We start from the raw sequence: 14207 nt of genomic DNA on the forward strand, positions 1-14207 counted from the left end.
CCGGTGGGGCGTTCGACGTATCCAGCCGCCGATGCGGTACACCTGTCGGGGGACGCACGGATCGGCGTGCGCGGTGGAGGGGACGGCATGTCGGGGTTGTCGAGCGGGGACTACGTCACGCAGCAGATCCGGGCACTCGCGCAAGCGGTGCGCCGGGAAGGGGCCGGCGGCGTCGGCACGCGCAGTTTCCAGCTGGCGGAGCACTTGGCGGCGGAAGGTGGCGTCCACCGCGGCGACATCATGACGGCCACGGCGACGCTGCTGGCGATGACGGCGTGGTGCGACGGCGAGGTCGAGTCGGCCCGCAGGTTCGCCGAGCTGGCCGGGGAAAACGACGAGGACTCGCGGGAGCTGGTGACCCACCTGCTGCGGCTGGAAGCCGGGGCGGATCAGGGCTGGCTGCCGCAGGAACAGGTCGAGGCGCTGCTCGAGTACGCGCAGAAGGCCCGCCGCGGGGATCTGGTGCTGCGGGTGCGGGCGCTCGCCGGCGCCCGCCGCGGCCGGCACCGGCGCGCGGACTGACGTCGAGCGGGGGCCGGAGTCCACTCCGGCCCCCGCTCTGTCAGTGCGAGTCGAGTGGCCGGCCGGGATCGGCGAGCCGGTCCGGGCCGACCGCGCGGCCGCTGAGGATCAGCTCGCGCACCGCGTCGAGGCCCTCGTCCCAGCGGTTGACGTGCAGGCCCGCGACCACCCGGTCCCCGGCCAGCCAGAACGCGTGGAACGCCTCGACGTCGCCGCGGCGCACGACCCGGTCGTAGCCACCCGGCGGGAACCAGCCGGTGAACTCCAGGCCCGCGTCGTACTGGTCCGAGAAGAAGTAGGGCAGCTCGGCGTATTCGACCGCCTGGCCGAGCATCGAGCGCGCCGCCGCGGGGCCGCCGTTCGTGGCCGCTGCCCAGTGTTCGACGCGGATCGCCCGCCCGTAGTGCGGGTGCCACGCGCTCGCGACGTCGCCCGCCGCGTAGACGTCCGGGTCTTCGGTGCGCAGGGCCACGTCCACGCGGACGCCGTCGTCGACGGTCAGGCCCGCTTCTTCCGCGAGCTGCGTCTCCGGCCGCGCGCCGATGCCCACGACGACCACGTCGGCCGGGATCTCGCCGTCGTCGGTCAGCACCGCCGAAACCGCGTCGTCGCCGGCGAACCCGGTCACGCCGGTGCCGAGCCGCAGCTCGACGCCGTGGCCGCGGTGCAGGTCCGCGAAGAACCCGCCCAGTTCCGGGCCGAGCGCGGCGTGCAGCGGCGAGGGACCGGGCTCCACGATGGTCACTTCGCAGCCGTAGGTGCGCGCCGCCGCGGCGGTCTCCAAGCCGATCCAGCCCGCGCCGGCCACGACGACCCGGCCGCCCGCCGAGAGCGCCGAGCGCAGCTGGTCGGCGTGGGACAGCCGGCGCAGGTAGTGGACGCCGGCCAGGTCGTTGCCGGGCACCCGCAGCCGTCGCGGCGAGGATCCGGTGGCCAGCAGCAGTTTCGTGTAGCCGAGGCGCTCGCCGCCGGCCAGCTCGACCTCGTGGGCGGCGCGGTCGAGCGCCGTGGCCCGCTGTCCGGTCCGCACCTCGACGTCCTGCTCGGCGTACCACTTCTCGTCGTGGACGAACACCGACGCGCGGTCGTCCTGGCCGAGCAGGTAGCCCTTCGACAGCGGCGGCCGCTCGTAGGGCAGGTCCGGTTCCGCGCCGACGAGCACGATCCGGCCCGCGAACCCTTCCGCGCGCAGGGTTTCCACGGCCTTCGCGCCGGTCAGCCCGGCGCCGATCACGACAAAGGTGTCGGTCATGCGCTCACCCCGGTCAGCGCGAAGAACTCCTGGCGCGTCTTGGGTTCCTCGCGCAGCAGGCCGTGCAGCGACGACGTGACGGTGAGCGCGCCGGTCGCCCGGACCCCGCGCAGCGACATGCACAGGTGCTCGGCCTCGATCACCACGCCGACGCCCTTCGGCGAGAGGTGCTCCTGCAGCCAGTCCGCGACCTGCTTGGTCAGCCGCTCCTGCACCTGCAGGTCGCGCGCGAACAGCTCGACGACGCGGGCGAGCTTCGACAGGCCGAGGATCCGGTCGCCGGGGAGGTAGCCGACGTGCGCGACGCCGCGGAAGGGCAGCATGTGGTGCTCGCACAGCGACTGCACCGGGATGCTCTTCGCCAGCACGAGCTCGTCGTAGCCCTCGTCGTTGGGGAAGGTCGTCAGCTGGAAGTCGCGGGGCCGCAGCATCTCCGCGTAGGCGTGGGCGACCCGGCGCGGGGTGTCGCCCAGGTGCTCCGACGTCGGGTCCTTGCCGAGCGCCCGCAGCAGATCGGCGACCGCTCGTTCCGCCGCGTGCAGGTCGACGGCGTCGCGGTCGTGGACGACACCGAGGTGCCGCAGCGGGACGGGTTCGACGCTCACGGGCGTGCCTCCTTCTAAAATCAAGTCGAGCCGACGTTAGAAGCTCTCCGAGGTTTTCGTCAACAGTTTTGTGTTTTAGAATGCGGTGATGCAGGAACCCCAGGCCGGTGCGCTGGCCGCGGTCGCGGCGCTCGACGAGCCGACCCGGCGCCGGTTGTACGAGTTCGTCGTCCGCCAGCCGGAGCCGGTGAGCCGCGACGACGTCGCCGCCGCCCTCAGCGTGCCCCGCGCGACCGTCGCGTTCCACCTCGACCGCCTGGTGGACGAACGGCTGCTGGCGGTCGGCCACGAACGCCGCACCGGCCGCACCGGCCCGGGCGCCGGACGGCCGGCGAAGCTGTACCGCAGGTCCGACCGGCAGGTGAGCGTCTCCCTGCCGGAGAGGCAGTACGAACTGGCCGGTCAGCTGCTCGCGACCGCGGTCGAGGAGGCCGACGAGACGGGTGACCCGGCCCGCGAAATCCTGGTCCGGCGAGCCCGTGAGCGGGGCGCGGAACTCGCGCACGGGGCGGACATCGTCGGCACGCTCGAAGAAAACGGCTTCGAACCGCGCGTCGAGGGGGCCGAGGTGCTGCTGGGCAACTGCCCGTTCCACCAGCTGGCCCGGACGCACCAGCGGCTGGTCTGCGAGATGAACCTCGGCTTGGTCGAGGGGATGCTCGCCGGCGTGGGGGACGACCGGCTGCGTGCCCGGCTGGCACCGGGGCCGGGGCTGTGCTGCGTGCGCCTCGGTCCTGCCTAGCGGGGGAGGAACGGGAGCACGAAGAGAACGGCGCCGAAGCCGACGAGCGCGGCCGAGGCGACGCGGTGCAGGTGGCGGCCGGGGAGCCTTCGTGCCCAGCGCGTGCCGAGCAGGACGCCGGCCGCGGAGAGGACGCCGAGGAGGCTCCCGAGTCCGAAGTGGACGGAGCCGTGCAGGGCGTAGCCGACGGTCGCGAACCCGACGAGCGGCAACTGGATGAGCTGCCCGGCGGCGACGGTGGTGAGCACGGGCACGCCGAGGGCGAGGAGGACGGGAACGAGCAGCACGGGCCCGCCGGTCCCGGTGAGAGCGGACCCGAACCCGACGAAGACCCCGACGGCAACTGCGGCGAGGGGCGGCAGCTCGCGCCTACGCCCGAGCTCGCCTGGTGAGGGGTCGGCGGGCTTGGGTTGTGCTGGCGTCCGGGTCGTCACGGGCTCGGCGGTTGGCGTTGTGGTGGGTGGCTCGGGTTGGGGTGGTAGTTCTCCGGTGGGCAGTGCGGGTTCGGTCGGCGGTGCTGCGGTGGGTGACTTGGGCTTGGCGGTTGGCGTTGTGGCGGGTGGCTCGGGTTGGGGTGGTAGTTCTCCGGTGGGCAGCTTGGGCTCGGTCGGCGGTGCTGCGGCGGGTGACTCGGGCTCGGCGGCTGGCGTTGTGGCGGGTGGCTCGGGCTCGGGTGGTAGTTCTCCGGTGGGCAGCTTGGGCTCAGCCGGCGGCACTGCGGTGGGCAACTCGGGCTCGGCCGGTGGTGTCTTGGCCGTTGGCGCGGCCTCGGCTGGCGGTGCTGCGGCGGGTAACCCGGGCTCGGCGGGTGGCGCGTCGCCAGGCTCGGCCGGTAGCGCCTCGGGCGTTGCCGTTGTTGCGGGGTGAGCCGGGCCGAGCTTCGCCGCCGTCCCGGACCCGTCCGAGAGTCCCTTGCGTGGCCGTCCCCAGAGGTTGAACGCTCCGGACCCCGCCGTGAGCGTTGCCAGCACCAGCCACAGCGCCGTTGCCGGTACCGCGCCGTTCACCAGGGCTCCCGCGGCCGCCGCCGGGGCCGCGCCGAGGGTGAGCCAGCCGCCGAAACGCCAGGGCATCGCCTGGTTGCGGGCGTACGCGAGCGTGCCGGCGATGCCCGTGAACAGGAAGCACCAGCTGCTCGTGCCGGCCGCCGCGTGGATGTCGAGGCCCGCCAGCCACGTGAGCGCGGGTGGCAGCAGGACCCCGCCGATGCCGACGATCCCGATGCAGATCCCCACCGGGACCGCGACGAGCAGGACGGCGATCACCGCCCGAACCGCTCGGGAAACCGGGCGTTCTCCACCCGCCGACGGTAACCGCACGTGGTCCGGTCCGCTCGGCTGGTCCCGGCCCGGCGCGGGAAGCCCGGCGGCCGCCGATTCGGCGGTAACGTCTCGGACGTGGGGACAAGGCGCGAGGTGGAAGGGGCCAGGGTGGTGGACCGGGCGAAGGCGGGGGAGCAGACGAGGGCGGCGGCACCCGGGCCGCGGCAGCCGAGCCTGGCCGACGTCGCCGGCATGGCCGGGGTTTCGCACATGACCGTCTCACGCGTGGTCAACGAGAGCGGGCCGGTGCGCCCGGAGACCCGCGAGCGGGTGCTCGCCGCCGTGCAGAAGCTCGGGTACCGGCCCAACACGGCCGCGCGCACGCTCGTCACCGGCCGGTCGGGCACGCTCGGCGTGGTCGCGCTGGAGTCGAACCTCTACGGGCCGGCGAGCACCTTGTACGGCATCGAAAACGCGGCGCGCGAGGCCGGCTACGGCGTCGCGATCTGCAGCGTGACCCGCCCCGGCCGGACGTCGATCGGCGACGCCGTGGAGAGCCTGCGCCGCCAGGCGGTCGAAGGCATCGTCGTGATCGCCCCGCACGTGACGGCCGGCCGCGCACTGGCGGCGGCCCCGTCCGACATCCCGTTGGTGGCCGTCGGCGGCGGCGAGTCGGCCCCGGTCCCGGTCCTTTCGGTCGACCAGTACGACGGCGCCCGCCGCGCCACCGAGCACCTGCTCGCACTGGGCCACCGGACGGTCTGGCACCTCGCCGGCCCGGAGGACTGGCTCGAGGCCCGCGACCGCGAACGCGGCTGGCGGGAGACGTTGGAGGCCCGCGGCCTGCGAGTCCCGGCCCTGGTGCGCGGCGACTGGAGCCCGCGCTCGGGGTACGAAGCCGGCCGCGCGCTGGCCGGCAAGCGCGGGCTCAAGGCGGTCTTCTCGGCCAACGACCAGATGGCCCTGGGCTTGCTGCGGGCGTTCACCGAGGCGGGGATCCGGGTGCCGGAGGACGTCCACGTGGCGGGCTTCGACGACGTCCCGGAGGCGGCGTACTTCTCCCCACCGCTGACGACGGTCCGCCAGGACTTCATCGAGGTCGGCCGCCGGACGTTCGGTCTCCTGGAGGAACGCATGGCAGGCGGCGACGCGGGGGCCCGGCACCTGGTGCCCGCCGAGCTGATCGTCCGGGAGAGCACCGGGCCGCGCTGAATCGTCTCGAATGACCCGTTCACGACATTCGCCCACGTATTGTTAGCGCTAACACGACCTCGGCACTGATCCATCTCGGTGTTGTATCTTGACCGCTTCTGTGTGATCAGCAAAGGATCGTGTTCGATTCTGGTCCCCCGCCGTGCCAGGAAGTGTCAGGAGGCCACATGCGCCGCGTCCGGACGTTGCTGACCGCTCTGCTCGCGATGGTCTTCGCGGTCGCGGGGGTGACCGTCCCGCAAGCCGCCGCGGCCGCGCCACCGAAGCAGGGGCACACCGTCACTTACGACGGCTACTCCTTCCTCGTCGACGGGCAGCGGACCTACCTCTGGTCCGGCGAGTTCCACTCCTACCGCCTCCCCAGCCCCGACCTGTGGCTCGACATCTTCCAGAAGATGAAGGCCGCCGGCTTCAACTCGACCTCGCTCTACTTCGACTGGGGCTACCACTCGCCGCGTCAGGGCGTCTACGACTTCAGCGGGATCCGGGACCTCGACAAGCTCCTCGACATGGCGCAGCAGGCCGGGCTCTACGTCATCGCGCGGCCCGGGCCCTACATCAACGCCGAGGTCGACGGCGGGGGCTTCCCGACCTGGCTGTCCACCACTCCGGGCCACACCCGCAGCGCCGATCCCGGCTACCTGAAGTACTCCGACGAGTGGCAGACGCAGATCGACCGGATCATCGCCCGCCACCAGCTGACCGACGGCACCGGCAGCGTCCTGGCCTACCAGGTCGAAAACGAGTACTACAACGGCAACGCCGACGGCCGCGCGTACATGAAGCACCTCGAGGACAAGGCCCGCGCCGACGGGATCACCGTCCCGCTGGTCGGCAACAACAACGGCACCTTCAACGCCGGGGAGGCCGCGCTCGACGTCGACGCCGCCGACTCCTACCCGCAGGGCTTCGACTGCTCGAACCCCACGCGGTGGAACGGCGTCCCCGACATCAGCTACGACCACGTCCCCGGCAAGCCGCTCATCACCGCCGAGTTCCAGGGCGGGGCCTTCGACCCGTGGGGCGGTCCCGGCTACGAGAAGTGCGCGCAGCTGATCAACGACCAGTTCGCGAACGTCTTCTACAAGCAGAACATCGCCGTCGGCGCGACCGGGCAGAGCTTCTACATGCTGCACGGCGGCACGTCGTGGGGCTGGAGCGCGATCCCGCAGAACTACACCTCCTACGACTACGGCGCCGCGATCACCGAAGGCCGCCAGTTCGACCCGAAGTACGCCGAGGACAAGCTGATCGGCTCCTTCACCCAGTCCGTCGCCCCGCTGACCAAGACCGACGGGCTGGCCGCCGCGCCGCTCACCGATCCCGCGCTCACCGACACCGCGCGGATCAACCCCGACACCCGCACGCAGTTCCACACCCTGCGGCACACCGATTCGACGTCGACCGCCACGAACACCACGAGCATCGCGCTCGACCTCGCCGCGCGCGCCGGCTACACCTACGACGACCGGGCGGCCGAGGTCGGCTACGCCGGCACCTGGAGCCACGTCGGCCCGGAGGTCGACTACACCGGCGGGGACTACCAGCACACGGAGTCCTTTTCGGAGGTCACCGGCGACAGCGTCAGCATTCCCTTCACCGGAACCGGGATCCGCTGGGTGACGTCGAAGGACCCGAGCCACGGCATCGCCGACGTCTCCCTGGACGGGTCCAAAGTGGACACGGTCGACCTCTACGCGGCGAGCAAGCAGAACCAGGTCACCGGCTACCAGGTCCGCGACCTGCCCGCCGGGGCACACACGCTGAAGATCACCGTCACCGGGCAGCGCAACGCCAAGGCCACCGGCCCGTTCGTCGTGGTCGACGCCGTCGACCTGCTCTCCGGCAGCACCGACTACTACCCGGTCGTGCCGCAGCAGGCGGGCACCGGGCTCACGCTGAACGGCCGCCAGTCGAAGATCCTCGTCGCCGGCTACGACCTCGGGCAGACCCGGATGCAGTACTCGACGTCCGAAGTCATGACGTCCGCCGCCATCGGCGGCCGCGACGTCGCCGTCCTCTACGGCGACCACGGCGGGCCGGGGGAGACCGTCCTGCGGTTCGCGAAGCAGCCGTCCGTGCAGGTCCTCGGCGGCGCCGCGACGTCCACCTGGGACGCCGCCCGCGGCGACCTGCGGCTGAACTACACCCACGACGGCCTCGCCCGCGTGCTCGTCACCGCCCCCGGCGCGCGGCCGCTGCTCCTGCTGCTCGCCGACAAGGCGACGGCGGCCACGTTCTGGCGCCAGGACACCGCCGCGGGCCCGGTCCTGGTCCGCGGCACCGATCTGGTCCGCACGGCGGCCACGCGGAACGGCACCCTCGCCCTCACCGGTGACACCGGCACCGACGGCGCGTTCGAAGTCTTCACGGCGGCGAAGTCGTTGCTGTGGAACGGTTCCCCGGTGCCGGTCAAGCCGACGTCCAGCGGCAGCCTCACGAGCACCGCGCCGACCGCCGCGCCGGTCACCCTGCCCGCGCTGACCGGGTGGAAGCACCAGCAGGAGTCGCCCGAGAGCCGGCCCGGGTTCGACGACTCGGCGTGGCCGGTGGCCGACAAGGACACCAGCAATAGCTCGACCACCCTCGGCACGAAACCGGTGCTCTTCGCCGACGACTACGGCTTCCACACCGGCAACACCTGGTACCGCGGCCGGTTCACCGGCGACGGCAAGCAGACCGGGATCACCCTCTCGAGCCAGAGCGGCGGCCCGGCCGGCGCCTTCTCGGCGTGGCTCAACGGAGTCTTCCTCGGCAGCTCGACCGACCCGCAGCACACGTTCACCTTCCCCGCGGGCGCCCTGCGCCCGGGCGAGAACGAGATCTCCGTGCTGACCGTGAACATGGGCCACGAGGAGGACTACGGCGCGAACAACGGCAACAAGGCGGCCCGCGGCCTCACCGCGGCCCGGCTGACCGGCGCGCCGCTGACGTCGGTCACCTGGCGGCTGCAGGGCGTCCGCGGCGGCGAGACCGGCCTCGACCCGGTCCGCGGCCCGCTCAACACCGGCGGCCTCTACGGCGAGCGCGCCGGCTGGTCCCTGCCCGGCTTCCCCGACGCGAAGTGGGCACCGGCGTCGCTGCCGGCGAAGGACGCCACGCCGGGCGTCTCGTGGTACCGGACCACCGCGGACCTCGACCTACCGCGCGGCCAGGACACTTCGCTCGGCCTGACCATCACCGACGACCCCGCGCGGCAGTACCGGGCGCTCCTGTTCGTCAACGGCTGGCAGCTCGGCCAGTACATCAACCACCTCGGACCACAGCACAGCTTCCCGATCCCGAACGGCGTGCTGAACCCCAACGGGCACAACACGATCGCCGTCGCCGTGTGGAACCTCGACGGCAGCACCGGCGGGCTCGGGAAGATCGCCTGGACGAACTACGGCAGCCACCGCTCGCCGCTGATAGTCCGGCCGAACGCCTCGCCCGGCTACGACCCCGTGCGGTACGCGATGCCGCCGGCGCCGACCGCGGGCGTGTCGCTCACCGCGCCGGACACGGCCTCGGGCGGGCAGCCGTTCACGGCGTCGGCGACCGTGCGGGTTCCGGCGGGCGCGCCGCCGGCGTTCGACGTCAAGCCGGCGCTGACCCTCCCGGCCGGGTGGACGGCCGGTTCCGCTTCACCGCCCTCGGTCGCCCGGATCGACGGCGGGGGCTCGGCCACGTTCACCTGGACCGTGACGCCGCCATCCACAGTGGACACCGCGGCGCTGAAGGTGGCGGTGGCCTACCGGCAGGCCGGGCGCCCGGGCTCGGTGACCGGGGAACGGATCGTCGGCGCGGTGCCGCCCGCGCCACCGGCGGGCCAGGTCGCGGTGAGCTCGCTGCCCTTCCTGACCGCGACGAACGGCTGGGGCCCGGTCGAACGCGACACCAGCAACGGCGAGGCGGGCGCGGGCGACGGCAAGCCGATGACCATCGGCGGGGTGGCGTACGCGAAGGGCCTCGGCGCCCACGCGGCCGGCGACGTCCAGCTTTACCTGGCGGGCACGTGCACCCGGCTGACGGCCTCGGTGGGTGTCGACGGCGAAACCGGTACCGGCGGCAGCGTCGCCTTCAGCGTGTCGGTGGACGGCGCCACCCGCGTCACGACGCCGGTCGTCCGCGGCGGCCAGGCCGCGGTGCCGATCGACGTCGACGTCACCGGCGCCCAGGTCCTGGACCTGCTGGTGAACGACGGCGGGGACGGCAACGGCAACGACCACGCGGACTGGGCGGTGCCGACGCTGACCTGCGCTACGCCGCCCGCCGGGTGACCTCGGGGAGCGGGCGCACGAAGAACGTCGCCCGTACCTCCCGGCGTTCCTTCCCCAGGTGGTACAACGCCAGCCCGAAGATGATCGAGCCCGCGACGTTCGCGATGAAGTGCCACCAGACGCGGTAGGTGGTCAGGCCCGGGCCCGGGTCGACGAGCCCGAAGAACGTCGACAGGCCGATCGCGCGCGAGCCGAACGCCACCGACAGCGTGAGGACGAGGTGCTCGAGCCCGTGCAGGCCCTGCATCCACACGCCCATCTTCGCCCAGCGGCGGGCGCGGGTCTTGAGCGCCCGCCGCGTGATCACCATGACGCCGGCGAGGCCGGCCAGGAAGATGAAGTTGCCGGTCAGGTGCAGCAGCTCCATCCCGAACGTCGGCCGGTTCGGCAGCACCGCCTGCAGCCCGTTCGCGAGCCCGGTGCCCCACGGTGTCATCCACGCGGGCGCGTTCGGGTGGCCGAGCCAGTACCCGACCTGGGCGATGTGCTCCTGCACGTGCCCGAGCTGCCCGAGCACGCCGATGCCGATCACCGCGACCGAGCCGCGGTAGACCCACGGCCGCACCGGGCCGCGGTTCGCGTACGCCAGGACACCGACCGCGGCCCACATGGCCAGCGCCCAGAGGACTATCAGGACGGCTCCCGCGGTGTCCCAGCCCGACATCCCCGTCATCGGCATGTCCATGACCGCCTCCTGTCGTCGAGGCCGAGCCTAACGCCGTCACGGGGCGGGAAACGTCTTCCCGTGTGCGCCGGTGGCTCAGACAAACCGTTACAGGACAATGGGTTTCGCTCAAGTCAGGACAAGTCGGACGGCCAGTGCGGTGATCACCGCGCTCGACACCAGCGCTGTCACCAGCCGGCCGCGCGGGCCGGTGAGCACCCGGCCGAGCAGCGCACCGCCGCCCGCGAGGAGGACTTGCCAGCTCGCCGAGGCGGCGAGCGCGGCCAGCACGAACACCCCTTGGTCGAGGACCGGCACCGCGGTCCCGGCCCGGCCGCCGACCACCAGCGCGGCGAAGTAGACGACCGTCGCCGGGTTGACGAGCGTGATGCCCAGGAAGCCGGCGTAGGCGCGGCCGGGGGTGAGCGGTGGCACGGGCTGTTCGGTGACGTCCCGGTGCGACCGCAGGGCCAGTACCGCGCCGCGGGCCGCGAGCACGACGAGGATCCCCGCCGAAACCAGCCGCAGCGCTCCGGCGATCGGCGTGATCACCCCCGCGATCGCGGCGCCGCCGAGCACGGCCACCAGCGCGTACACCCCGTCGGCGGTGGCGACGCCGAGAGCGGCCGCGAAGCCGGTCTTGAGCGACGTCCGGGCGGTGAGGGCGACCAGGTGGGTGCCGACGGCGCCGACCGGGATCGCGATGCCGTAGCCGGCCACCAGGCCGGCCACGAGCGCGGCGGTCACAGCGCCGGCGGGATCGGCCTCCGGGGGCCGCGCTGCCGCTGGACCGGCGCGGGGGTCGCGGCGGCCGTCGGGAGCGGTGTGCGGCGGGAAGTCATGCGCAGATGGTGTGGTCACCGGGCAAAAGGGGCAACCGGTTTTCCAGCCGGTGCGCACCCCCCGGCTGTGCTTGAATCGGCCGGGGAGCGGGACGCCGAGCGGAGAGAGGGCTTTCACGATGCGGGTCGACCTGAGCGGGAAGACGGCACTGGTCACCGGGTCCACCCAGGGCATCGGCTCGGCGATCGCGGCGGGCCTCGCCGCCGCGGGTGCCCGCGTCGCGATCAACGGCCGGAGCGAAACCGGCGTCCTCAAGGCCATCGCGCGGCTGCGCGAAGAACTGCCGGACGCGGACTTCCTCCCGGCCCCCGGCGACGTCTCCGAGGAGGCCGGCGCCGCACAGGTCGTCGAAGAGGTGCCGGACGCCGACATCCTGGTCAACAACCTCGGCATCTTCGGCGCCCAGGAACCCCTCGACATCACCGACGCCGACTGGCGCCGCTACTTCGAGGTCAACGTCCTGGCCGCGGTGCGCCTCACCCGCGCCTACCTGCCCGGCATGATCGAACGCGGCTGGGGCCGGATCCAGTACATCGCCAGCGATTCCGCGATCGTGATCCCGGCCGAGATGATCCACTATGGAGTGTCGAAGACGGCGCTGCTCGGCGTCTCCCGCGGGTTCGCCAAGCACGCGGCGGGCACCGGCGTCACGGTCAACGCCGTGATCGCCGGGCCGACGCACACCGGCGGCGTCGAGGACTTCGTCTACGAGCTGGTCGACAAGGACCTGCCGTGGGAAGAGGCGCAGCGCGAGTTCATGAAGCGGCACCGGCCGCAGTCGTTGCTGCAGCGGCTGATCGAGCCCGAGGAGATCGCGCACCTGGTGGTGTACTTGAGTTCCCCGTTCGCGTCGGCCACCACCGGCGCGGCGGTGCGCGTCGACGGCGGGTACGTCGACGCGATCGTGCCGTGAGGCCCGTTCCCGCCCAGGAGCACGGGGGAACCCCGGGAGGGAACGGGGGTTTCGGGGGACCGGGCGGATCGCCGCCCTGACACCCTTTACAACGAGCCGGGCGGGCGGGTGTTCCGGGTTCCGGGGGTGACGTGCGTCGCCCGGGGTACCCCGCGCAGGGGTCGCCCGGACGAGCGCGCCGGCTGTCGTGATCGGCCCGCGTGGTTCATGATCGACTCTATGGACCACATCGAGACACCGGCGAAACCCGCCCGCGGCCTGCACCGGGTGCTCCTCGCGGCGGCGGCGGGCGCGCTGATCGCCGCCGCCGCGTGGGTGGCGCTGTGGCTGGCCATGCACCTTTAAGGGGAAGGACTACGGCGTGACCGGGATGTTCGTCAGGCCCGACCTGGCGTTCGCCACGGTGTTCGACGCGTACACCACGTTCGGGTTCGCCGAGCACTTCGACACCGAGCTGATCTTGATCGCGTAGTCGCCGGCCCCGCCGAGGTCGGACTTGTTGCCGCGCCAGACGTTCCCGCAGCCGTTGTCGAACGACGGGCTGGTGCTGGTGTTGTGGTTCTCGTAGCCGTTGGCGAACGTGCCGGGCGCGGAGAACGTGCCCGTGTTGTCCTCGATCGTGTAGCCGATGCCCTTGACGTCGATCCAGGAGTCGGCCGAGTTCTCGCCGCTGATCCCGCGCCCGTCGAAGGTGTTGCCGCGGATCACACCGCTGAACGTGCCTTCCTTGACGTCGATCGGCTCGGCCGCGATGAACGGCCCGATGTGGTTGTCCAGCACCTGGATCCGGTCGCCGCGGTCGACGCCGCCGGAGTTGCCGTGGCAGGCCCAGTTCGAGTTGGCGGAGCCCAGGTAGACGCCTTCGCCGTAGCCGGGCTGCACGAGCCCGGTGTAGGTGATCGTGGAGTTCTTCAGCACGCTGTCGGCCGACGAACGGCGGAAGTGGATCGCCTCTTCGTCGACGTGGTGCACGGTGACACCGTCGATGGTGGTGTGCGGCGAGTCGTCGACGACGATGCCCTTCTTGGACTCCTGGACCGTGAACCCGGTCAGGTTCCAGTACGGCGCGCCCGAGAGCCACAGGCCGTAGCCCGAGTCCCAGCCCGCGGTGGGCGCCGGGCAGTCGGGCGCGTCACCGGACGGGCCGTCGTTGATCAGGACGGCGTTCGACGGCCCCGAAAGGGTGATCGGTTTCGCGGCCGTGCCGGGCTTCGTCGTGACGAAGGAGCCGCGGTAGGTGCCGGCCGCCAGCTTGATCGACTGGCCCGGCGCCGCGTTCGCCAGCGCGGCCTGCAGCTGGGCGGCAGTCGAGACGCTCACGACGTCGCCGCTCGGCGGGGGAGTGGTGGTCGTGGCCGGCGGCCTGGTGCTCGTGCGCGTGGCCGTCGTCGTCGGCGTGGTGGTGACCTGGCCGCCGCCGGTGCACGCGGCGCCGTTCACCGTGCACGCGGCGGGCAGGCCCGCGCCGGAGACGTTGAAGCCGAAGCTCGCGGTGGCGCCGGGGGCGATCGTGCCGTTGAACCCGGCGTTCGTGAACTTGTAGTGCTGCCCGGTCTGCGTCTTCACCGAGCTCCACGAGCTGGTCACCGCCGAGCCGGCGGGCAGGTCGAACTCGACCGCCCAGCCGACGGCGGGCGCGTCACCGCGGTTGGCGATCGTGTAGCCGCCGCCGTAACCGCCGGTCCAGACCGACGACTGCGCGAAGGCGGCGGAGAGGTTCGCCGCGGCCGCCTGCGCGGTCACCCCGCCGGTCAGGGCGAGGGCGACCGCGACGGCGGAAACGGTTGCGGTACCGAGGAAAACGGCACTTCGTGGGGACACCGGAAGCCTCCGGAAAAGGGGACAGCGGAGGTGTTGCGGCGTACACCCGGACGTTCTCTTTATAGGCGACCACGGTCCGGCCCGTCAATGGGCTGAACAACAGTCAAGAGTG

General features: G+C 72.4%; 12 protein-coding genes. 6 read left to right on the plus strand and 6 right to left on the minus strand.

Annotated elements, in window-relative coordinates; genetic code table 11:
* Positions 1-87: 87 nt before the first annotated feature.
* The gene (locus ACLJQM_RS19915) at positions 88-522 is read left to right on the plus strand and encodes a hypothetical protein (protein ID WP_360769379.1); all 435 of its coding nucleotides are present in this window, start codon (positions 88-90) and stop codon (positions 520-522) included.
* Between the two features lie 40 nt (positions 523-562).
* Here ACLJQM_RS19915 and ACLJQM_RS19920 read toward each other — a convergent pair whose 3' ends face one another.
* Together ACLJQM_RS19920 and folE are read right to left on the minus strand one after the other, a co-directional pair.
* On the minus strand, positions 563-1774 hold the full coding sequence (locus ACLJQM_RS19920) for an NAD(P)/FAD-dependent oxidoreductase (protein WP_410632313.1): 1212 nt from the start codon (positions 1772-1774) through the stop codon (positions 563-565).
* A complete protein-coding gene (gene folE, locus ACLJQM_RS19925) occupies positions 1771-2379 on the minus strand; it encodes a GTP cyclohydrolase I FolE (protein ID WP_247023702.1) in 609 nt (202 codons plus the stop codon). The genes ACLJQM_RS19920 and folE overlap by 4 nt, the downstream gene beginning before the upstream one ends.
* Before the next feature lie 88 nt (positions 2380-2467).
* On the opposite strand from folE, the gene ACLJQM_RS19930 reads away from it, so the two are divergent.
* On the plus strand, positions 2468-3121 hold the full coding sequence (locus ACLJQM_RS19930) for a helix-turn-helix transcriptional regulator (protein WP_360769373.1): 654 nt from the start codon (positions 2468-2470) through the stop codon (positions 3119-3121).
* Here the strand turns inward: ACLJQM_RS19930 and ACLJQM_RS19935 are convergent.
* Complete coding sequence (locus tag ACLJQM_RS19935) at positions 3118-4653, minus strand: TSUP family transporter (protein WP_410632314.1); 1536 nt, start codon at positions 4651-4653, stop codon at positions 3118-3120. The genes ACLJQM_RS19930 and ACLJQM_RS19935 overlap by 4 nt on opposite strands.
* Between ACLJQM_RS19935 and ACLJQM_RS19940 the strand changes: the two genes are divergently transcribed.
* Both ACLJQM_RS19940 and ACLJQM_RS19945 read left to right on the plus strand, forming a co-directional pair.
* Positions 4552-5595, plus strand: coding sequence for a LacI family DNA-binding transcriptional regulator (locus tag ACLJQM_RS19940; protein ID WP_360769511.1), 1044 nt, complete (start codon positions 4552-4554; stop codon positions 5593-5595). The genes ACLJQM_RS19935 and ACLJQM_RS19940 overlap by 102 nt on opposite strands.
* A gap of 167 nt (positions 5596-5762) precedes the next feature.
* Positions 5763-9854, plus strand: a complete 4092-nt coding sequence (locus ACLJQM_RS19945; protein WP_410632315.1) for a beta-galactosidase — start codon at positions 5763-5765, stop codon at positions 9852-9854.
* Here ACLJQM_RS19945 and ACLJQM_RS19950 read toward each other — a convergent pair.
* On the minus strand, positions 9835-10539 hold the full coding sequence (locus tag ACLJQM_RS19950) for a DUF6008 family protein (protein WP_410632316.1): 705 nt from the start codon (positions 10537-10539) through the stop codon (positions 9835-9837). The genes ACLJQM_RS19945 and ACLJQM_RS19950 overlap by 20 nt on opposite strands.
* A 108-nt stretch (positions 10540-10647) precedes the next feature.
* Complete coding sequence (locus ACLJQM_RS19955) at positions 10648-11265, minus strand: LysE family transporter (RefSeq protein WP_410632318.1); 618 nt, start codon at positions 11263-11265, stop codon at positions 10648-10650.
* Positions 11266-11479: 214 nt separating this feature from the next.
* Here ACLJQM_RS19955 and ACLJQM_RS19960 point away from each other — a divergent pair, with 214 nt between their 5' ends.
* Complete coding sequence (locus tag ACLJQM_RS19960; RefSeq protein ID WP_247023698.1) at positions 11480-12274, plus strand: SDR family NAD(P)-dependent oxidoreductase; 795 nt, start codon at positions 11480-11482, stop codon at positions 12272-12274.
* A 219-nt stretch (positions 12275-12493) separates the two neighbouring features.
* Positions 12494-12619 carry a hypothetical protein gene (locus tag ACLJQM_RS19965; RefSeq protein ID WP_264086318.1) on the plus strand — a complete coding sequence of 42 codons (126 nt, stop codon included), beginning with the start codon at positions 12494-12496 and terminating at the stop codon, positions 12617-12619.
* A gap of 9 nt (positions 12620-12628) precedes the next feature.
* Here ACLJQM_RS19965 and ACLJQM_RS19970 read toward each other — a convergent pair whose 3' ends face one another.
* The gene (locus tag ACLJQM_RS19970; RefSeq protein ID WP_410632319.1) at positions 12629-14095 is read right to left on the minus strand and encodes a cellulose binding domain-containing protein; all 1467 of its coding nucleotides are present in this window, start codon (positions 14093-14095) and stop codon (positions 12629-12631) included.
* Between the last annotated feature and the right edge of the window lie 112 nt (positions 14096-14207).

It is taken from the genome of Amycolatopsis sp. cmx-4-83, from assembly GCF_046548815.1.
In the GTDB taxonomy this organism is placed as follows: domain Bacteria; phylum Actinomycetota; class Actinomycetes; order Mycobacteriales; family Pseudonocardiaceae; genus Amycolatopsis; species Amycolatopsis pretoriensis_A.

Excerpts from the sequence above, each read along its gene's own strand:
- ACLJQM_RS19945 (WP_410632315.1), top strand. The coding sequence starts at position 5,763 with ATGCGCCGCGTCCGGACGTTGCTGACCGCTCTGCTCGCGATGGTCTTC.
- ACLJQM_RS19930 (WP_360769373.1), top strand. The coding sequence starts at position 2,468 with ATGCAGGAACCCCAGGCCGGTGCGCTGGCCGCGGTCGCGGCGCTCGAC.
- ACLJQM_RS19965 (WP_264086318.1), top strand. The coding sequence starts at position 12,494 with ATGGACCACATCGAGACACCGGCGAAACCCGCCCGCGGCCTGCACCGG.
- ACLJQM_RS19960 (WP_247023698.1), top strand. The coding sequence starts at position 11,480 with ATGCGGGTCGACCTGAGCGGGAAGACGGCACTGGTCACCGGGTCCACC.
- ACLJQM_RS19950 (WP_410632316.1), bottom strand. The coding sequence starts at position 10,539 with ATGGACATGCCGATGACGGGGATGTCGGGCTGGGACACCGCGGGAGCC.
- ACLJQM_RS19915 (WP_360769379.1), top strand. The coding sequence starts at position 88 with ATGTCGGGGTTGTCGAGCGGGGACTACGTCACGCAGCAGATCCGGGCA.
- ACLJQM_RS19920 (WP_410632313.1), bottom strand. The coding sequence starts at position 1,774 with ATGACCGACACCTTTGTCGTGATCGGCGCCGGGCTGACCGGCGCGAAG.